11 protein-coding genes are annotated in these 19,608 nt (G+C 68.7%); 8 read left to right on the forward strand and 3 right to left on the reverse strand.

The features are described 5' to 3' along the window. The first annotated feature begins 314 nt into the window (after positions 1-314). From NRO40_RS25650 to NRO40_RS25660, 3 genes are all read left to right on the forward strand, one after another. A complete protein-coding gene (locus NRO40_RS25650; protein ID WP_058945062.1) occupies positions 315-3,686 on the forward strand; it encodes a CARDB domain-containing protein in 3,372 nt (1,123 codons plus the stop codon). A 159-nt stretch (positions 3,687-3,845) separates the two neighbouring features. Further along, the gene (locus NRO40_RS25655; protein WP_456243087.1) at positions 3,846-8,135 is read left to right on the forward strand and encodes a discoidin domain-containing protein; all 4,290 of its coding nucleotides are present in this window, start codon (positions 3,846-3,848) and stop codon (positions 8,133-8,135) included. A 168-nt stretch (positions 8,136-8,303) separates the two neighbouring features. Next, positions 8,304-8,900: a DUF1349 domain-containing protein gene (locus NRO40_RS25660; protein ID WP_058944008.1), complete on the forward strand. Its 597-nt coding sequence runs from the start codon at positions 8,304-8,306 to the stop codon at positions 8,898-8,900. Positions 8,901-9,468: 568 nt separating this feature from the next. Here NRO40_RS25660 and NRO40_RS25665 read toward each other — a convergent pair. Continuing rightward, positions 9,469-10,710: a phosphotransferase family protein gene (locus NRO40_RS25665; RefSeq protein WP_079047332.1), complete on the reverse strand. Its 1,242-nt coding sequence runs from the start codon at positions 10,708-10,710 to the stop codon at positions 9,469-9,471. A gap of 205 nt (positions 10,711-10,915) precedes the next feature. Between NRO40_RS25665 and NRO40_RS25670 the strand changes: the two genes are divergently transcribed. Next, positions 10,916-12,262: an ABC transporter ATP-binding protein gene (locus NRO40_RS25670; RefSeq protein ID WP_058944010.1), complete on the forward strand. Its 1,347-nt coding sequence runs from the start codon at positions 10,916-10,918 to the stop codon at positions 12,260-12,262. A gap of 22 nt (positions 12,263-12,284) precedes the next feature. Here the strand turns inward: NRO40_RS25670 and NRO40_RS25675 are convergent, their stop codons facing one another. Further along, on the reverse strand, positions 12,285-13,607 hold the full coding sequence (locus NRO40_RS25675) for an ROK family protein (RefSeq protein WP_058944011.1): 1,323 nt from the start codon (positions 13,605-13,607) through the stop codon (positions 12,285-12,287). A 180-nt stretch (positions 13,608-13,787) separates the two neighbouring features. Between NRO40_RS25675 and NRO40_RS25680 the strand changes: the two genes are divergently transcribed. From NRO40_RS25680 to NRO40_RS25695, 4 genes are read left to right on the forward strand one after another with little or no spacing between them, the layout of a single operon-like run. Continuing rightward, complete coding sequence (locus NRO40_RS25680) at positions 13,788-15,101, forward strand: ABC transporter substrate-binding protein (protein ID WP_058944012.1); 1,314 nt, start codon at positions 13,788-13,790, stop codon at positions 15,099-15,101. An 11-nt stretch (positions 15,102-15,112) separates the two neighbouring features. Next, positions 15,113-16,105 carry a carbohydrate ABC transporter permease gene (locus tag NRO40_RS25685; protein ID WP_058944013.1) on the forward strand — a complete coding sequence of 331 codons (993 nt, stop codon included), beginning with the start codon at positions 15,113-15,115 and terminating at the stop codon, positions 16,103-16,105. Between the two features lie 28 nt (positions 16,106-16,133). Beyond that, positions 16,134-16,973, forward strand: coding sequence for a carbohydrate ABC transporter permease (locus NRO40_RS25690; protein WP_058944014.1), 840 nt, complete (start codon positions 16,134-16,136; stop codon positions 16,971-16,973). A 31-nt stretch (positions 16,974-17,004) separates the two neighbouring features. Then, a complete protein-coding gene (locus NRO40_RS25695) occupies positions 17,005-18,360 on the forward strand; it encodes a GH1 family beta-glucosidase (protein WP_058944015.1) in 1,356 nt (451 codons plus the stop codon). Positions 18,361-18,538: 178 nt separating this feature from the next. On the opposite strand, the gene NRO40_RS25700 is transcribed toward NRO40_RS25695, so the two are convergent. Beyond that, positions 18,539-19,558 carry a LacI family DNA-binding transcriptional regulator gene (locus tag NRO40_RS25700; RefSeq protein WP_058944016.1) on the reverse strand — a complete coding sequence of 340 codons (1,020 nt, stop codon included), beginning with the start codon at positions 19,556-19,558 and terminating at the stop codon, positions 18,539-18,541. Between the last annotated feature and the right edge of the window lie 50 nt (positions 19,559-19,608).

Consider the following 19,608-nt stretch of genomic DNA (forward strand, 5'->3'; position numbering starts at 1 on the left):
CGGTGGCCGACCGTCCAAAGCGCTGACCAGGCGCGCGTCCTCTCCAACAGGCCAGTTGTGTCGGCCCCGTTGACAAAGTGGTGACCTGGCGGAAACCTGTCACCTGGTCATCGCAAAAGATTGACTGAACAACTCAAAAATACTTGCTGACACCTGGATGTTCCCTCTTTGAGGGTGGAAGGTGTTGTGCGAGGGCTCTGTCGACATTCGCCCTGGTGTATCCGCCCCCCAGCTCGCCTCCTTCCCGGTGCTGTTCGTGCCGCGGGCGTGGCGCGTCACGGTCGGCTGTCCGGGTGAGGAATCAAGAGGACTTCATGCGATCGAGAAACCACGGGCGGCGAGTGATCGTCGGCTCGGTGATGGCAGGGCTGATAGGTGTGGGGATGCTCCCCGCTCCCGCCCACGCCGCCGAGGGCCCCAACCTCGCCCTGGGCAAGCCCGCGACCGCGGGTGGCACGAACGGCAGTTACGTCGCGGGTAATGTGACGGACGGAAGTCAGGCGTCCTACTGGGAGGGCCCCAACGGGGCGTTCCCGCAGTGGGTGCAGGTCGACCTGGGGGCCGGCACCGAGGTCGACCGGGTCGCGCTGAAGCTGCCGGCCTCGTGGGGTTCACGCGTCCAGACGCTGAGCGTGCTGGGCAGCACGGACGGGTCCTCGTTCGCCGCGCTCGCCGGATCCGGGGCACGTACCTTCGACCCGGCCCAGGCCAATACGGTCAGCATTCCCGTCACCGCGACCACGGCGCGCTTCATCCGTGTGCAGGTGGCGGCGAACACCGGTTGGAACGCGGCCCAGCTGTCCGAGCTAGAGGTCTTCGGCGAGGACGACGGCGGCGGCCCGGTCGATCCGCCGCCAACCGGCACCAACCTGGCGCGGAACAAGCCGATCGAGGCCTCCTCGTTCACCCAGTCGTACGTGGCGGCCAACGCCAACGACGGGAACACCGCCACCTACTGGGAGTCGGCGGGCTTCCCCGCGACCCTGACGGCGAAGCTGGGCGCCAACGCCGACATCGAGGCGGTCCGGATCAAGCTCAATCCCGACCAGGCGTGGGGTCCGCGGACCCAGGCCGTCGAGGTGCTCGGACGCGAGCAGTCCGCGACCGGTTTCACGAGCCTCAAGGCCCGCGCCGACTACGCCTTCAGCCCGTCCGGCGGCAACACGATCACCATCCCGGTGACCGGCCGGTACGCCGACGTGCAGCTGAAGTTCTTCGCCAACTCCAGCGGCTACGGCGCCCAGGTCGCCGAGTTCGAGGTGGTGGGCGCCGCCGCCCCCAACCCGGACCTCACCGTCACCGACCTCGTGTGGACTCCCTCCTCCCCCTCGGAGACGGACCCCGTCGAGGTCAGCGCGACCGTCCGCAACGCCGGCACCGCCGCCTCGCCGGCCACCTCCCTCAACGTGAGCCTCGAAGGCGCCGTGGCGGGCAGCGCGCAGGTCGGCGCGCTCGCGGCGGGCGCCTCCACGACCGTCAAGATCCCGGTCGGCAAGCGGGCCATGGGCAGCTACACCGTGTCGGCGGTCGTCGACCCGGCCAACACCGTCGTGGAGCAGGACGACACCAACAACAGCCGGACCGGTTCCTCCAAGCTGGTCGTCGGCCAGGCGCCGGGCCCCGACCTCACGGTCACCGCGATCACCCCGAACCCGTCCTCCCCGGCGGTCGGCGCCCAGGTCTCCTTCACCGCCACGGTCCAGAACCGGGGCACCACCGGTGTCGCCGCCGGCACCGTCACCCGGCTGGCCGCCGGAACGACCACCCTGAACGGCACCACCCCGGCGGTCGCCGCAGGGCAGTCGGTCACCGTGGCGATCTCCGGTACCTGGACCGCGGCCGGCGGAGGGGTCAACCTCACCGCGACGGCCGACGCCACCGCGGCCGTGGCCGAGACGAACGAGAACAACAACGTCTTCACCCGCTCGCTGGTCGTGGGGCGGGGCGCCGCGGTGCCGTACACGGAGTACGAGGCGGAGGACGCCCGCTACCAGGGCACCCTGCTCACCGCCGACGCCAAGCGGACCTTCGGCCACACCAACTTCGCCACCGAGTCCTCGGGCCGCGAGTCGGTCCGCCTGAACTCCACCGGCGAGTTTGTCGAGTTCACCTCCACCAACGCGTCCAACTCCATCGTCGTACGCAACTCCATCCCGGACGCCCCGTCCGGCGGCGGCACCCAGGCGACGATCAGCCTCTACGCGAACGACGTCTTCGTCCGCAAGCTGACCCTGTCGTCCAAGCACAGCTGGCTCTACGGGACGACCGACGACCCCGAGGGCCTGACGAACACGCCCGGAGCCGACGCGCGCCGGTTGTTCGACGAGTCCCACGCCCTGCTGGCCCAGTCCTACCCGGCCGGCACGAAGTTCCGCCTCCAGCGGGACGCCGGTGACACGGCCTCCTTCTACATCATCGACCTGATCGACCTGGAGCAGGTCGCGCCCCCGGCGGCCCAGCCGGCCGGCTGCGTCTCGATCACCACCTACGGTGCGGTGCCCAACGACGGTCTCGACGACACCGACGCGATCCAGCGCGCGGTGACCGCCGACCAGAAGGGCGAGATCCCGTGCGTGTGGATCCCGGCGGGCCAGTGGCGCCAGGAGCAGAAGATCCTGACCGACGACCCGCTGAACCGCGGGGTCTACAACACGGTCGGCATCCGTGACGTGACCATCCGAGGCGCCGGCATGTGGCACTCGCAGCTCTACACCCTGACCCCGCCGCACCAGGCGGGCGGCATCAACCACCCGCACGAGGGCAACTTCGGCTTCGACATCGACCACAACACCCAGATCTCCGACATCGCCATCTTCGGCTCCGGCACCATCCGGGGCGGCGACGGCAACCAGGAGGGCGGCGTCGGTCTCAACGGCCGCTTCGGCAAGGGCACGAAGATCAGCAACGTCTGGATCGAGCACGCCAACGTCGGCGTCTGGGCCGGCCGCGACTACTCCAACATCCCCGAGCTGTGGGGGCCCGGTGACGGCGTCGAGTTCAGCGGCATGCGGGTCCGCAACACCTACGCCGATGGCATCAACTTCGCCAACGGCACCCGTAACTCCACCGTCTTCAACTCGTCCTTCCGCAACAACGGTGACGACGCGCTGGCCGTCTGGGCGAGCAAGTACGTCAAGGACACCTCGGTGGACATCGGCTCCAACAACCACTTCCGCAACAACACGATCCAGTTGCCCTGGCGGGCCAACGGCATCGCGGTGTACGGCGGCTTCGGCAACACCATCGAGAACAACATCATCGCCGACACCATGAACTATCCCGGCATCATGCTGGCGACCGACCACGACCCGCTGCCCTTCTCCGGGCAGACCCTCATCTCCAACAACGCCCTGTACCGCACGGGCGGCGCGTTCTGGAACGAGGACCAGGAGTTCGGCGCCATCACCCTGTTCGCGCAGGGCCAGCCCATCCCCGGCGTCACCATCAAGGACACGGACATCGTCGACTCGACGTACGACGGCATCCAGTTCAAGACCGGTGGCGGCGAGATGCCGAACGTCAAGATCACCAACGTCCGCATCGACAAGTCGAACAACGGCTCCGGCATCCTCGCCATGAGCGGCGCCCGAGGCAGCGCCACCCTGTCGAACGTGACGATCACCAACTCGGCCCAGGGCAACATCCTGGTCGAGCCCGGATCCCAGTTCGTCATCAACAACCCGTGACACCGGTGACGGCGCCCGAGGCGTCGTCACCAGGGGGTCGGCCACGGCGGTGGCCGGCCCCCCGCCCCGACCCTCACCCCGACCCGTGGCCGTGGGTGTGAGGTCGACCCGACGAGCCGCGCCACGCAGCCCCGTCTGCGAGGCCGAGATCGAGGACAGATGACACTGCACAACTGGAGATCGCGGAGCATGAGCGCCGTGATCGCGACGAGCCTGCTGGCGCTGGGCGGTCCCCTGATGACCGCACAGGCCGCCGGAGGCCCCAACATCGCGGTGGGCGACCCCGCTGCGGCCAGCAGCGCACTGCCGGAGTACAGGGCCGCGCACATCACCGACGGCAACCAGGGGACGTACTGGCAGAGCTCCGGCTCGAACCTTCCCCAGTGGGTCCAGGCCGACCTCGGTACGAGCACCCGCGTCGACGAGGTCGTCCTCAAGCTCCCGGCGGGCTGGGAGAGCCGCAACCAGACGCTCTCCGTCCAGGGCAGCGCCGACGGCACCAGCTTCACCACCCTCAAGAGTTCGGCCACGTACTCCTTCAGTCCCGGCTCCGGCAACACCGTCACGGTGGGCTTCCCCGCTGTCCAGGCGCGCTTCGTGCGCGTCGACATCACCGCCAACACCGGCTGGCAGGCCGCCCAGCTCTCCGAGCTGGAGGTCCACGCCGCCGACGGCACCTCTGCCAACCTGGCGGCCGGCAAGACCCTGACCGCGAGCAGCCACACCGAGGTGTACGCGGCGGGCAACGCCAACGACGGCAACAAGGCCACGTACTGGGAGAGCCGCAACAACGAGCTGCCCCAGTGGCTCCGGGCCGACCTCGGCTCCTCCGTCCGCGTCGACCGCGTCGTCCTGCGCCTGCCCGACGGCTGGGGCGCGCGCAGCCAGACCCTGAAGGTCCAGAGCAGCGCGAACGGCACGGACTTCACCGACCTCACCGCCTCCAAGGCGTACGAGTTCACCCCCTCCGGCCAGAACTCCGTGACGATCCCCTTCGGCGAGACGACGGCACGGTACATCCGGATCCTGGTCACGGCGAACACCACGCAGCCTGCCGCTCAGCTCTCCGAGCTGGAGGTCTACGGACCGGCCACCGGTGACACGCAGGCGCCGTCGGTTCCGGCGAACCTGGCGTTCACCGAGCCGGCGACCGGTCAGGTGAAGCTGACGTGGACCGCCTCGTCGGACAACACGGGTGTCACCGGCTATGACGTCTACGCGAACAACACGCTGCTGACGAGCGTGGCGGGCAACGTCACCACGTACACGGACAACCGCCCGGCGAACCAGACCGTGACGTACTACGTGCGGGCCAAGGACGCGGCCGGCAACCAGTCCGCCGACAGCAACACCGTCACCCGGCGGGCCGACTCCGGTGACACGCAGGCGCCGACGGCTCCGGCGAACCTGGCGTTCACCGAGCCGGTGACCGGTCAGGTGAAGCTGGTCTGGAGCGCCTCCATCGACAACACGGGTGTCACCGGTTACGACGTCTACGCGAACGGCGCGCTGCTGACGAGCGTGGCGGGCAACGTCACCACGTATACGGACAACCGACCGGCGAACCAGACCGTGACGTACCACGTCAGGGCCAGGGACGCGGCCGGGAACCAGTCCGTGAACAGCAACACCGTCACCCGCAACGGCACCGGCTCCACGGGCTCGAACCTGGCCGTCGGCAAGGCGATCAGCGCTTCCTCCACGGTCCACAGCTTCGTCGCGGCGAACGCCAACGACAACAACACGAGCACCTACTGGGAGGGCGCCGGCGGCAGTTACCCCCAGACCCTCACCGTCAAGCTCGGCTCCAACGCCGACCTCGACCGCCTCGTCCTCAAGCTGAACCCCGACACCGCCTGGGGCGCGCGCAACCAGACCATCGAGGTCCTCGGCCGCGAGCAGAACGCGTCGGGCTTCACGAGCCTGGTCACCGCGAAGAGCTACACCTTCGACCCGGCCGGCGGCAACACCGTGACCGTCCCGGTCACCGCACGTGTCGCCGACGTACAGCTGAAGTTCACCGCCAACTCCGGCTCCTCGGCGGGCCAGCTCGCCGAGTTCCAGGTCATGGGAGTGCCCGCGCCCAACCCGGACCTGGAGGTGACCGGCCTGACCACGTCGCCGGCCGCCCCGGTCGAGTCGGACCAGATCACGGTCAGCGCCACGGTCCGTAACAGCGGCCCGGCCGCCGCGCCCGCCAGCGCCGTCGCACTGCGCCTGGGCGGCACGAAGGTCGCCACCGCACAGGTCGGCGCCCTCGCCGCCGGGGCCCAGACCACCGTCAGCGCCTCCATCGGAGCGCGGGAGGCCGGATCCTACGAGCTGAGCGCGGTCACGGACGAGGCGAACGCGGTCGTCGAGCAGAACGAGACCAACAACACCCACACCAGCCCCACCGCCCTGGTGGTCAAGCCGGTCACCAGCGCCGACGTGGTCACCACCTCGGTCACGACCACCCCGTCCAGCCCGTCCGCCGGGGACACCGTCTCCTTCAAGGCGACGGTGAAGAACCAGGGCAACCAGGCCACCTCGGCGGGCAGCCACGGCATCACCCTGAACCTGCTCGACAAGCAGGGCGCCACAGTCAAGACCCTGACCGGCTCCTACAGCGGCAGCCTCGCCGCAGGCGCCTCCACAGTGGTGACCCTCGGCCCGTGGACCGCCGCCAACGGGTCGTACACGGTGAGGACGGTCCTCGCCGACGACGCCGGCGAACTGCCGGTCAAGCGCGCTAACAACACCGCCTCTCAGGCGCTGTTCGTCGGCCGCGGTGCGAACATGCCGTACGACATGTACGAGGCGGAGGACGGCACGGCCGGTGGCGGGGCCCAGGTCGTCGGCCCGAACCGGACGGTCGGCGACATCGCCGGCGAGGCATCCGGCCGCAAGGCGGTGAACCTGGACGCGACCGGCGAGTACGTCGAGTTCACCACCCGGGCGTCCACGAACACCCTGGTCACCCGCTTCTCGATCCCGGACGCCCCGGGCGGTGGCGGCATCGACTCCACGATCAACGTGTACGTCGACGGCGTCTTCAAGAAGGCCATGCCACTGACCTCGAAGTACGCGTGGCTGTACGGCGCCGAGAACCTCCCCGAGAACGCCCCCTCGGCCGGCGGCCCGCGCCACATCTACGACGAGGCGCACATCCTGCTCGGCGAGACCGTCCCGGCGGGAAGCAAGATCCGCCTCCAGAAGGACGCCGCCAATGCCGCCGCTCACTACGCGATCGACTTTGTCAACCTGGAGCAGGTCGCGCCGGTGGCGAATCCGGACCCGGCCGGCTTCGTCGTCCCGGCCGGCTTCGGTCAGCAGGACGTCCAGAACGCGCTCGACAAGGTCCGCATGGACGGAACCGGCAGGCTCGTCGGCGTCTACCTGCCGCCGGGCGACTACCAGACGTCGAGCAAGTTCCAGGTGTACGGCAAGCCGGTCCAGGTCGTGGGCGCCGGCCCGTGGTACACGAAGTTCCACGCGCCGGCCGCGCAGAACAACACCGACGTCGGCTTCCGCGCCGAGGCGGCCGCGAAGGGCTCGTCCTTCCGCAACTTCGCCTACTTCGGCAACTACACCTCCCGCATCGACGGGCCGGGCAAGGTCTTCGACTTCGCCAACGTCACCGACATCGAGATCGACAACATCTGGAACGAGCACATGGTCTGCCTCTACTGGGGCGCCAACACCGACCGGATCACGATCAAGAACTCGCGCATCCGCAACATGTTCGCCGACGGCATCAACATGACCAACGGCTCCACCGACAACCACGTCGTCAACAACGACGCCCGGGCGACCGGTGACGACAGCTTCGCGCTGTTCTCCGCGATCGACGCCGGCGGCGCCGACATGAAGAACAACGTCTACGAGAACCTCACGTCGACCCTGACGTGGCGCGCCGCGGGCCTCGCCGTCTACGGCGGCTACTCCAACACCTTCCGCAACATCCACATCGCCGACACCCTGGTCTACTCCGGCGTCACCATCTCCTCGCTGGACTTCGGCTACGCCATGAACGGCTTCGGAACCGAGCCGACGACCTTGGAGAACATCTCGATCGTCCGGGCCGGCGGCCACTTCTGGGGCAACCAGACCTTCCCCGGCATGTGGCTCTTCTCCGCCTCCAAGGTGTTCCAGGGCATCCGTGTGAACAACGTCGACATCGTCGACCCCACCTACAGCGGCATCATGTTCCAGACGAACTACGTCAACGGACAGCCGCAGTTCCCCATCAAGGACACCGTCTTCACGGACATCTCCATCACTGGAGCCCGCAAGAGCGGCGACGCCTGGGACGCCAAGTCCGGCTTCGGCCTCTGGGCCAACGAGATGCCCGAGGAGAAGCAAGGTCCCGCCGTCGGCGAGGTTACCTTCAACGGACTGCGGATGAACGGCAACGCCGTCGACATCCGCAACACCACCTCCACCTTCAAGATCAACATAAACCCGTAGGACAGGTGCCTCCGGCGTCCCCCGGAGGTACCCGCCGGCGCAGGGCCCTCCTCCGCGAGCTCCTGCGCCGGCCCCGTGCCGGAGCACGGACGGCGTGCGCGACACACGTCCTCCGACGGTGCCCGCGTGCCGCGTGCTCTGCCCCACCCATCAGAGAGAATGCCGGTCATGACCGGCACCAAACAGTTTCCGTGGAGTGACGCCGCGTGGCTCAACCCGCTGCCGAGGGCGGAACCGGAGGGAGACGACCTGCTGGTGAGCACGGCCTACGCAAGTGATTTCTGGCGCCGTACCAGCTACGGGTTCATCCGGGACAGCGGGCACGCTCTGCTCGCTCCTCTCCCCGTGGGCCACGCGGTCGCGGTGACGTTCCAAGCCGATCTGACCACCCTGTACGACCAGGCGGGAGTCATGGTCCGCGTCGACGAGCGGACCTGGGTGAAAGCGGGCGTGGAGGCGACGGACGGTACGCCGCACCTCGGCGCGGTCGTCACGCACGACACCTCCGACTGGTCTCTGGCCCCCGTCCCCGAGTGGGCGGGAACGTCGGTCACGGTGAGGGCCAGCCGCTCCGGAGACGCGCTCACCATCCGCGCTCGCGCCAGCGAGGGCCCGTGGCGGATGGTCCGACTCGCGCACATGCGGCCGGACGCGATCGCGAAGGCGGGACCCTTCTGCTGCTCGCCGCAACGCGAGGGGTTGCGGGTTCGCTTCACCCGCTTCGTCTTCGGCCCGGCCGACATCGGCCTGCACGAGACTCCGTAGCAGCCCGTCGGCGTGCCGTCGGGCTCCGACCCGAACGGCTCGCGCGGGCTCGACGGGGGGAGAGGGAAGAAGGGGGAAGATGGTCGGCCGGGGACAGAGGTTCCCGGTGCCGTTCGGCAGCGGTTGTTCGGTCCGCATCGTCTTGCCCCGGTTGCTCTGGCGCGTCTTCCAGCGGTGGGCGAACTGTCCGGTCGGGAACAGCCCGCGTCCGTCCTCGGCGTCCTATTCCGTGCCTCGTGTGGGATGCCGCGCCGCTGCTGTCCGAGACCTCGCAGATCAGGCCGGCCGGCACGGCAAAGCCCAGCCGTGTCGCATCACGCATGCCGGACGCAAGGCTCTGCTCGTCCTTCAGCAGCGTCCAGTGCTCGTCTTTGAGCGGCCGGGTGTGAGCGGTTCAGTCCCGCGTCCGAAGGAGCCTCTGCGCCTGATGGCCGGTGATGTCGAACAGTACGAGGACGTCAGAGACTCCAGGCCCGCGGAGATCCCGTCCTTCGGCCGGGCGAGTGGCCGGTCTCAGGCCTCTGTCGTTCATCGTTCTCCGTGCACGTTCCGTGTCCGGCGCCGGAGTTCACGCCTCGCCTGTGGCCTGCGGGACGGTCCGATGCAGTCTGTCGAGTGCGGCGAACAGGTCAGCTGTGGCACGGTCGGTGAGCGGCGCTCGCTCGTCCGGGTCGTAGCCGCGTGGCGTTCCTTCGACCAGGACGATGAGGGCGAGGTAGATCCGGTACATCGCCACGCGACCCAGGTCATGGTCACCGAGCCGAAATCCACGGCCCCTCGCGGAGCAGTAGCCCGCGAGGAACGCTTCGTCATCCGAGATGTCCCCGAACAGGGCAGGGGAGACCAGATCCGCCAGGGGATCTCCCCAGAACGCCCGCTCGGCGTCGATAATCCCGCTGATCTCCAGACGACCCTCGCGCTCTGCTACGAGGACATTGCCGTCCCACAGGTCGAAATGGACCAGGGTGGGGACAGTGACGTCGTCGAGCAGCCAGGCCTTCTGGTCGATCGTCCGCAGCAGTCGGTCCTCGTCGAACGGAAGGCGGGCGTTGTAGGTACGGGCGTCGTGCAGCACGTCGCTCAACATGGCCAGGAAAACGGTCCGCCATGGTGAGCCGGTGCCCGGGGTGCCGTGCTGCGGATAGCCGAAGCCGACGCCCTGTACGTGGTGCAGTTCGCCGATGATCCTGCCGAGATCGCAGCGCAGCCTGTCACGTTCACACGCAGGGATCGTGCTGCGCGCGGTGTGCCAGTCCCTGCCGTCGAGGTGGGTCATCAAGAGTCGGTCGCCGTCTGCGGACTTCCGGTCGAAGTCCGTGCCCAGTACACGCGGCAGGGGGACGCCTTCCACCGTCGACCCGTGAGCGTAGAACCCTGCTTCAGTGCGCAGCAGATCACGCTCGTATGTCATCAGCGGTACGGAGGGCGGCGGGGAGATCTTCAGTACCGCAGCGCTCTGCTCGGCCCCCTCGAGAGTGAGCCGGTAGACGTCGTTGAACGTTCCCCCGGTCAGGCGCTCCATGTCCGTGACCCGAGCGCCCGTCCCCAGGTGCCGGGAGACGAGCGCGGCAGCCCCGGCGAGTTCGGGAGTGCTCCGAGTACCGCGGTGCGACACGGTCCCTCCATCTCCGGCCGGGCAGGACCCGGGGCGGCAGCTTTGGTCCGGTCGACGCGTTCTGGTCACGCCGTCGCGAGCCCGATGGCAGCGAGCAGCAGGGAGAGCGCTCTCCCAGCTAGGTGGACGGTACTTGCCTCCCACTGTGCGGTCAACACCTCTCCAGGCCGTGCAGACCCCGCTGGAGGAGCTCATACGGTGGGCGCACAAGGGGGATCGGCCCGCTGATTCCTGCGTAGGATCACCGGCCCATCGGTGCGTCGACTCCGGACCCGTCACGGGTTCGCCTCCGCGATCTTTCGCCAAAGCGTTCCCTCGGGGGGCGTCGTGGGCTAGTTTCTGGCCTCACCCTCCCCCCACACCCCCTCAGCTCACCATTCCCAATTCCGGGCGGATCGACATGAGTCGTACCATCGCGTTGCGTGATGTCAGCAAGAGATACGGGCGGGAGTCCTACGCCGTGGAGCGTGTCTCCCTCACCGTCGAGCCGGGGGAGTTCCTGGTCCTGCTGGGGCCTTCGGGATGTGGCAAGTCCACGGTCCTGCGGATGATCGCGGGCCTGGAGGACATCACCGAGGGCGAGTTGTACCTGGACGGCGAGTACGCCAACCACGTTCCGCCCCGTGAGCGGGACATCGCGATGGTGTTCCAGAGTTTCGCCCTGTACCCGAACATGACGAGCCGGGCGAACATCGGCTTCCCGCTGCGGCTGCGGGATCCCGCGACGGACCATGAGCCGCAGATCGAGGCGACCGCGCGCATGCTCGCCATCGAGGATCTGCTCGACCGGTACCCGGGGCAGCTCTCCGGCGGCGAACGGCAGCGCGTCGCGATGGGCAGGGCGCTCTCCCGTCATCCCTCCGTCTTCCTGATGGACGAACCGCTGTCCAGTCTCGACGCGAAACTGCGGGGACACCTGCGGGCCGAGATCGCCCGGCTGACCGAGGAGCTCGGCGTCACCACGGTCTACGTGACGCACGACCAGGCCGAGGTCATGTCGCTCGGGCACCGGGTGGCGGTCATGCGGGGCGGGGTCCTGCAACAGGTCAGCTCGCCCCGGGACGCTTACGCGCTGCCGTCGAACGTGTTCGTCGCCGCGTTCATCGGGACGCCCCGGATCAGTCTGCTGGAGGCCGTCGTGCACGCGCCGCTCGACGCGGGCATGTCGCTCGACCTCGGCGGGCAGCGGCTCGCCCTGCCCGAGCCCCTCAGCATCGACCATCAACTGCTCCGCATCCAGCAGGGCCGCCCGGTCGTCGTGGGCCTGCGCTCAGAGACGGTTCGGATCGCACCGCCGAGCCAGGCGCGGCCGGGAGAAGTGGCGATGAGGGGCATCGTCGAGCACGTGGAGTACCAGGGGCACGAAGCGCTGGTGCACGTGAACACCGGGTCGCGTCCCGCGGTGGTGGCCGACCTGGAGTCGGCCCGGCCCCCGGCCGCCCCCGGGCACCGCCGCAGACCCCACGGAAACAGCCTCGGTCCGCTCGGCAGGCGCGTGATGGGCAGGCTGTCCGGGGCGGTGGCCACCCTGGAACCGCCGCAGTCGTCCTCCGCGGGTGACGCGGGCGTCGATCCCGATCGGCGTGGGGTACGCAGCGATCTCGTCGTGCGTACGGGGCCTCAGGTGCGCGTGCGCGCGGGAGCCCAGGTCCCCCTGCTGGTCGACCTGGCGCAGCTCTACGTGTTCGATCACGCCGGCCGGAGGATCTGCCCGGCGCCCGACGGGCTTCCCGATCTGGAGGAGTGATCTCCTCGCCCCGCTCTGTCGGTCACTGCGCCGCGCGTTGTCGCAGCGTTCTCTGCCATGCCGGGAGCGGTTCCTCGGCTTCGATCCTTCTCTGTTGGCCGCCGCGTGCGAAGAAGTCGGCGAGAGGAAGGGTTCCCGCCCCGACGGTGACGGCGTCCGGACCGAAGGTGCCCAGGTCGATGCGGACGTGCGCGGCGGGGTGGGCCAGGGCGTACGAGGTGGCGTAGGTCCGTACCGACTGGAGGAAGCGGGGGCCGAGTTGGAGGCCTGCCCAGCCGCCGACGAGGATGCGTTCGGGCTGGAAGAGGTTGATGAGGTCGGCGAAGCCGGCCCCGAGGTACTCGGCGGTCTCCTCCAGGACGGCCAGAGCCGTCATGTCGGGGTCGGGCGAGCTGCCGTCGGGGCCGGGGGAGGGATAGGCGGCGGCGAGCAACGCGGTGAGAGCCGTCTCCTCGTCCGCGTCGGCGGGCAGGCGTCCGCCCGCCTCCGCCCAGCGTTCCAGGAGCGCCTCCGATCCGGCGTAGGCCTCGAGGCAGCCCTGGGCGCCGCACCGACAGCGGCGTCCCCGGACCCGTACGGTCATGTGCCCCCATTCCACGGCACGGCCGGTCGGCATGTCGTCGGTGACCACGCAGGCGCCGACGCCGGAGCCGAACAGGACGACGACGGCGCTCTGCGCGCCGCGGCCGGCTCCGAACCACATCTCGGCCTGGCCGAGCGTCTTGGCTCCGTTGTCGATGTAGTACGGGACGGCCGGTGGCAGCAGGCGGGCGTCGCGCAACAGCCGTTCCAGTGGCACGGCGTCCCAGCCGATGGTCTGTCCGTGCACGACGGCGCCGTCCTCGGGTGTGCGGGCGACGATGCCGGGAACGCCGATGCCGACGCCGAGCAGGCGCTCCGGCGGGATGCCGGCCGTGTCGAGGACCTCGGTGATGCCTTCGCGGAGGTGTCCGACGACGATGTCGACGTCGTATCGGTCGATGCGGCGCGGCCCTCCCGGTCTGAGAGGTTTCTCTGCGCGTGCCAGTTCGGTGAGAGCGAGGTCGAAGAGTTCCACCCGTACCCGCGTCTCGCCCACGTCCACGCCGATCACGTATCCGCTGTGGGGGCTGATGCGCAGCAGTGTCCGTGGACGCCCGCCTTTGGAGTCGACGCTGCCTGCCTCCTCCACCAGGCCTTCGGCGATCAGATCCGACACCACGTTGCTGACGGATCCGGAGCTCAGTCCCGTGACGGGGCCCAGCGAGAAGCGGCTCAAAGGCCCATCGAGATACAACCGTTGCAATACGGCTGTCCGGCTCTCTCGTCGCAGGTCACGTACCGTTCGGCCGCTGCGTGCTCGCACTGTGCTCCCTGTCCTTGTGGTCTCTGGTCGCAACATACCCCGGTGACCGCTCTTGACGAGCCCTTCGTTTGGAGTTTAACTCACATCCTAAATTAAGCCGTGGGGTTGCTGGGGTGGCTGCGGAGCGCCGCCCCCTCCCGTAGCCGGCTTCCCGCTCCTTCCTGAAAGGCCTCTGGAGCCATGCGCAGAGTCAGAGCCGCAGCCGTCGGCGCCGTCACCCTCTCTCTCGTCCTCTCCGCCGCCGCGTGCGGCGGCGGGTCCAACGGCGGCGGCTCCAACGAGCAGCCCAAGACGCTCACCTACTGGGCGTCCAACCAGGGTGCGAGCATCGAGGTCGACAAGAAGGTCCTGCAGCCCGAGCTCGACAAGTTCGAGAAGGAGACGGGCATCAAGGTGAAGCTGGAGGTCGTGCCCTGGGGCGACCTGCTCAACCGGATCCTCACCGCGACCACGTCGGGTCAGGGCCCCGACGTCCTCAACATCGGCAACACGTGGAGTGCCTCGTTGCAGTCCACCGGGGCGCTGCTGCCGTGGGACGCGAAGAACTTCGAGGCCATCGGCGGCAAGGACCGCTTCATCGACTCCGCTCTCGGCTCCACCGGCGTTCAGGCGCAGGACCCCGCCGCCGTCCCGCTCTACTCCATGACCTACGCGCTCTACTACAACAAGAAGATGTTCAAGGACGCCGGCATCACCAAGCCGCCGACCACCTGGGACGAGCTGATCGCCACCGGCAAGAAGCTGACGAAGGGCGACAAGGCCGCCATCGGCGTCGAGGGCTCCAACCTCTCCAACAACATCCACCAGGTCTTCGTCCTCGGCAAGCAGCACGGCGCCGACTTCTTCTCCCCCGACGGCAAGGCCGACTTCACCTCCGACGGAGCCGTCGCCGCCGTCAAGCAGTACGTCGACCTCATGGCCGCGCACAAGATCGTCGCCCCCGGCAACGCTGAATACGCCCAGAACCAGTCCCTCAGCGACTTCGCCAAGAACAAGACCGCGATGGTCCTGTGGCAGACCGCGTCCGCCACGTTCAAGGCGCAGGGCATGAACGAGGACGAGTGGGGTGTGGCTCCCGCCCCGGTCCCCTCCGGCAAGCCCGGGACGGGCAAGCAGACCAACTCGATGGTCGCCGGCATCAACATGGCCGTCTTCAAGAACACGAAGAACATGGACGGAGCGCTGAAGTTCGTGAAGTTCATGACCAGCGACGAGGAGCAGGTCGTCCTCAACAAGGCCTACGGGTCGATCCCGCCGGTCAAGACCGCCCAGCAGGACCCCACGTTCAGCGGCCCCGCCCTGACGGTCCTTCGTGAAACCCTCTCCACCAGCGCCACCGCCCTGCCGCAGGTCCCCGAGGAGTCGCAGTTCGAGACGGTCGTCGGAACCGCGGTCAAGGAGCTGTTCGCCGACGCGGCTGCGGGCCGGCCGGTCACCACGGAGTCCGTGCGGGCCAAGCTCGAAAAGGCCCAGCAGCAGATGCCCAAGAAGTAGGCCGCCCCACCATGACCGAAACCGTCATCACTCCTCCGAGTGAGCGGACCGCGCGCAAGGCCGCACCCGGAGAGGCTCCCGCACCTCGCCGCTCCGGGCGCCGCCGCATCGCACTGCCGTACCTCCTGCTCCTGCCCGCCCTGCTCCTCGAACTCCTCGTCCACCTCGTCCCGATGCTCATGGGCATCACCATGAGCTTCCGCGAGCTCACCCAGTTCTATATCCGGAACTGGTCGGAGGCGCCGTGGTCGGGTCTGGACAACTTCAGCGTCGCGATCGACTTCGACGCCCCCGTCGGACAGGCGCTCCTGAAGTCCTTCCTGACGACCTGCCTGTTCACCGTGCTGTCCGTGGGGCTGTGCTGGCTCCTCGGCACGTCCGCCGCGATCTTCCTTCAGGAGAACTTCCGCGGCCGGGGCTTCCTGCGGACCCTGTTCCTCGTCCCGTACGCCCTGCCCGTCTACGCCGCCGTCATCACCTGGGCGTTCATGTTCCAGCGCGACAACGGCATCATCAACCACGTCCTCCACGACCAGCTCGGCATCGGCGACAGCCCCGCCTTCTGGCTCATCGGCGACAACAGCTTCTGGGCCCTGCTGATCGTCTCCGTGTGGAAGGGCTGGCCCTTCGCCTTCCTCACCGTCATGGCGGGACTGCAGAACATCCCCCGGGACATGTACGAGGCCGCCGCACTCGACGGCGCCGGCGTGTGGAAGCAGATCCGGCACATCACCCTGCCGTCCCTGCGCTCCGTCAACCAGGTCCTCGTGCTCGTCCTCTTCCTCTGGACGTTCAACGACTTCAACACGCCGTTCGTGCTCTTCGGCAAGGCGGCACCCGAAGCCGCCGACCTGATCTCCCTCCACATCTACCAGTCGTCCTTCCAGACGTGGAACTTCGGCACCGGCTCGGCCATGTCCGTGCTGCTCCTGCTCTTCCTCCTCCTCGTCACGGGCGTCTACCTCCTGCTCACCACCCGCGGAAGGAAGACCTCCGATGCCTAGGCACGCCCAGCCGGTTCCGCGCTCCCCCATGGCCGCGCCCCGCTCGTTCCTCTGGACCCGGCGGATCTTCCTCACCCTGCTCACCGCCTTCGTGGTGTTGCCGGTGTACGTGATGATCTCCAGCTCCCTCAAACCGCTCGAGGACGTCTCGGGGAAGTTCGAGTGGATCCCCTCCGGGCTCACGCTCCGCCCGTACGTCGACATCTGGGAGACCGTCCCGCTCGCCGACTACTTCGTGAACTCGATCGTCGTCGCGGGCGCGGCCACGGTGTTCTCGGTGATCGTCGCGATCTTCGCCGCGTACGCCGTCAGCCGCTACTCCTTCCGCGGCAAGCGGGCCTTCACCGTCACCGTGCTGTCGACGCAGATGTTCCCCGGCATCCTCTTCCTGCTGCCGCTCTTCCTCATCTACGTCAACATCGGCAACGCCACTGGCATCGCCCTGTTCGGCTCCCGGGAAGGCCTGATCCTCACCTATCTGACCTTCTCGCTGCCGTTCTCCATCTGGATGCTGACCGGCTACTTCGACTCGATCCCGCGCGAGCTGGACGAGGCGGCGAAGGTCGACGGCTGCGGGCCGATCAAGGCGCTGTTCCGGGTGATCATCCCGGCCGCGACGCCCGGCATCGTCGCCGTCGCGATCTACGCCTTCATGACGGCCTGGGGCGAGGTCCTCTTCGCCTCCGTCATGACCAACGACACCACGCGCACCCTCGCCGTCGGGCTCCAGGGGTACGCCACCCAGAACGACGTCTACTGGAACCAGGTGATGGCCGCCTCCCTCGTGGTGAGCGTCCCCGTCGTCGTCGGCTTCCTGCTCCTCCAGCGCTACCTCGTCGCCGGGCTGACCGCCGGCGCCGTCAAGTAACTTTCTGCATCTGATCTCCGAGAGGTTCTCCGTGTCCGACTCCATAGACCTCGGCGCCTTCCCCCGTGACTTCGCCTGGGGCACCGCCACGTCCGCCTACCAGATCGAGGGTGCTGTCACGGAGGACGGTCGAGGCCCCTCCATCTGGGACACGTTCTCCCATACGCCGGGCAAGATCGACAACGATGACCACGGCGACGAGGCCTGCGACCACTACCACCGCTGGCCCGAGGACGTCTCGCTCATGCAGCGGCTCGGCGTCGACACCTACCGCCTGTCCATCGCCTGGCCGCGCGTCATCCCCGACGGCAGCGGAGCGGTCAACGCCGCCGGCCTCGATTTCTACGACCGGCTCATCGACGCCCTGATCGCCGCCGGGATCACGCCGTCGGTCACGCTCTACCACTGGGACCTGCCCCAGGCACTGCAGGACCGCGGCGGCTGGACCGTGCGGGAGACCGCCGAGCACTTCGCGGCCTACGCCTCCGTCGTCGCGGAACGCCTCGGGGACCGGGTCACCCAGTGGGCCACCCTCAACGAGCCGCTCTGCTCGGGCTGGATCGGTCACCTGGAAGGCCGGATGGCCCCCGGGCTCACCGACCTGACCGCCGCCGTCCAGGCCTCCTACCACCTCCTGCTCGGTCACGGTCTGGCCACCCGGGCCATCCGCGCCGCCTGCCCCGGCGCGCAGGTCGGCATCGTCACCAACCACAGCACCGTGACGGCGGCCTCCGACGACCCCGCGGACATCGCGGCGGCACTCCGCATGGACGGCCACACCAACCGCTGGTGGCTCGACCCGGTGTACGGCCGCGGCTTCCCCGCCGACATGCGCGAGCTGTACGGCGTGGAGCTGCCCGAACGGGCGGGCGACGCGGAGATCATCGCCGCACCGCTCGACTGGCACGGCCTCAACTACTACTTCCCGGTCACCGTCACCGGCGACCCGGCAGGGCCCGTCCCGTACGCCCGCGAGGTACGCCTGCCCGACGTGCCCCGCACGGGCATGGACTGGCAGATCGACGGGAGCGGCCTCGAGGCCCTCCTGCTGCGCCTCACCGAGGACTACGGCATCCAGAAGCTGTACGTCACCGAGAACGGCTCCGCCTTCCCCGACACGGTCGCCCCCGACGGCGAGGTCCACGACCCCGAGCGGACCGCCTACTTCGAGGAGCACCTGGAGGCCTGCGCCCGAGCCATCCGCAAGGGCGCCCCGCTCGCCGGCTACTACGCCTGGTCGCTGCTCGACAACTTCGAGTGGGCCTACGGCTACGACAAGCGCTTCGGGCTCGTCCACGTCGACTACGCCACCCAGAAGCGGACCGTGAAGACGAGCGGTCGGCGCTACGCGGAGATCATCCGCAGCCACCGTCAGATCCACGCATAACGGGGGCCTCGTAGCCGAGTAACCCCGGTGACCAGGACCGCTCGTGCGCAGTAGCAGGAAGCAGACGTCCTTCCGGGCGCTCCGGCTCCGGCCCGTCCGCCACCAGGCCGACGGGCCGGAGCCGTACCCGGGCACACGGCACGGCCCATCGTGTCAGGCGTACGTCGTCCGCGGCGGCTCAGGCCGACTCGCGCACCACGAGCTCGGCGTCGAAAAGCACCGATACGGGCTCGGTGTGCATCCCTTGGATGTGCTCCGAGAGAAGTCGAGCCATCGCGCCGGCCATCTTCTCCACCGGCTGGCGCACCGTGGTCAGAGGAGGGCGGCACGTCACCGCCACGCTCGAGTCGTCGAAGCCGATGACAGCCACATCCTGTGGGATCCGCTTGCCCCGCTCACGCAGGAACTGGCACGCCCCCTGAGCCATCAGATCGTTCGCGGCGAACACGCCGTCGACGTCCGGATGGTCACTCAACAGTTCCGCCATGGCCGCCGCACCACTGGCGACCGTGAAGTTGCCTTCCACCACCGGAACGTCGACCACCCCGGCGGAGGCCAGCGCCACGCGGAAGCCGTCGAGACGGTCACGGGCCGCGGAGATCGACTGGGGGGCCGAGATCGTCGCGATCCGTCGGCACCCCCTGGCCAGAAGATGCTCGGCTGCCAGCCGGGCTCCTTCGGCGTGCGAGAGGTCGACATGGCTGACGGTGTGCGGATGTTCGGGGCGGGCGAAGAGCACCACGGGAATCCGGGCGGCGGTCAGCATCTCCGGCAAGGGGTCGGCGGCCTGGATGGACACGACCAGCGCACCATCCGCAGTGCCCTGGCTCAGATAGTCGACGACCTGTTCCCTGGCGGCATCGGACTCGGCGACCAGGAGTACCGGATGCATCGCATGCGACCGCAGATACCCGACCACGCCGCTGACCACCCGGCCGAAGAACGGGTCGGCGAAGACGCGCGAGGCGAAGGCGTCACCCGCCCCGGAGATGATCAGCGCGACCGTCTCCGTCCGCTGGGTGACGAGCGACCTGGCAGCGCGGTTGGGCCTGTATCCCGTCTGCTCGATCGCGTGGCGGACGAGCTCCTGGATGTCGGGGTCCACATTGCGGATCCCGTTCACGACCCGAGACACCGTCGCCCGCGACACTCCCGCCTGCCGTGCGACATCCTCCAGCGTCGGGCCCTTTCTACTCATACGCGGAACCCTAGCGTGCCGTTCCGCTCGCGAGGCAGCCGAGCCGACGC

Origin of the sequence: Streptomyces changanensis (assembly GCF_024600715.1) — a bacterium.
In the GTDB taxonomy this organism is placed as follows: domain Bacteria; phylum Actinomycetota; class Actinomycetes; order Streptomycetales; family Streptomycetaceae; genus Streptomyces; species Streptomyces changanensis.

What these genes read in the sequence shown, in the direction of transcription:
- NRO40_RS25650 (WP_058945062.1), top strand. Translation starts at nt 315, where the DNA reads ATGCGATCGAGAAACCACGGGCGGCGAGTGATCGTCGGCTCGGTGATG.
- NRO40_RS25655 (WP_456243087.1), top strand. Translation starts at nt 3,846, where the DNA reads ATGACACTGCACAACTGGAGATCGCGGAGCATGAGCGCCGTGATCGCG.
- NRO40_RS25660 (WP_058944008.1), top strand. Translation starts at nt 8,304, where the DNA reads ATGACCGGCACCAAACAGTTTCCGTGGAGTGACGCCGCGTGGCTCAAC.
- NRO40_RS25665 (WP_079047332.1), bottom strand. Translation starts at nt 10,710, where the DNA reads ATGAGCTCCTCCAGCGGGGTCTGCACGGCCTGGAGAGGTGTTGACCGC.
- NRO40_RS25670 (WP_058944010.1), top strand. Translation starts at nt 10,916, where the DNA reads ATGAGTCGTACCATCGCGTTGCGTGATGTCAGCAAGAGATACGGGCGG.
- NRO40_RS25680 (WP_058944012.1), top strand. Translation starts at nt 13,788, where the DNA reads ATGCGCAGAGTCAGAGCCGCAGCCGTCGGCGCCGTCACCCTCTCTCTC.
- NRO40_RS25685 (WP_058944013.1), top strand. Translation starts at nt 15,113, where the DNA reads ATGACCGAAACCGTCATCACTCCTCCGAGTGAGCGGACCGCGCGCAAG.
- NRO40_RS25690 (WP_058944014.1), top strand. Translation starts at nt 16,134, where the DNA reads ATGGCCGCGCCCCGCTCGTTCCTCTGGACCCGGCGGATCTTCCTCACC.
- NRO40_RS25700 (WP_058944016.1), bottom strand. Translation starts at nt 19,558, where the DNA reads ATGAGTAGAAAGGGCCCGACGCTGGAGGATGTCGCACGGCAGGCGGGA.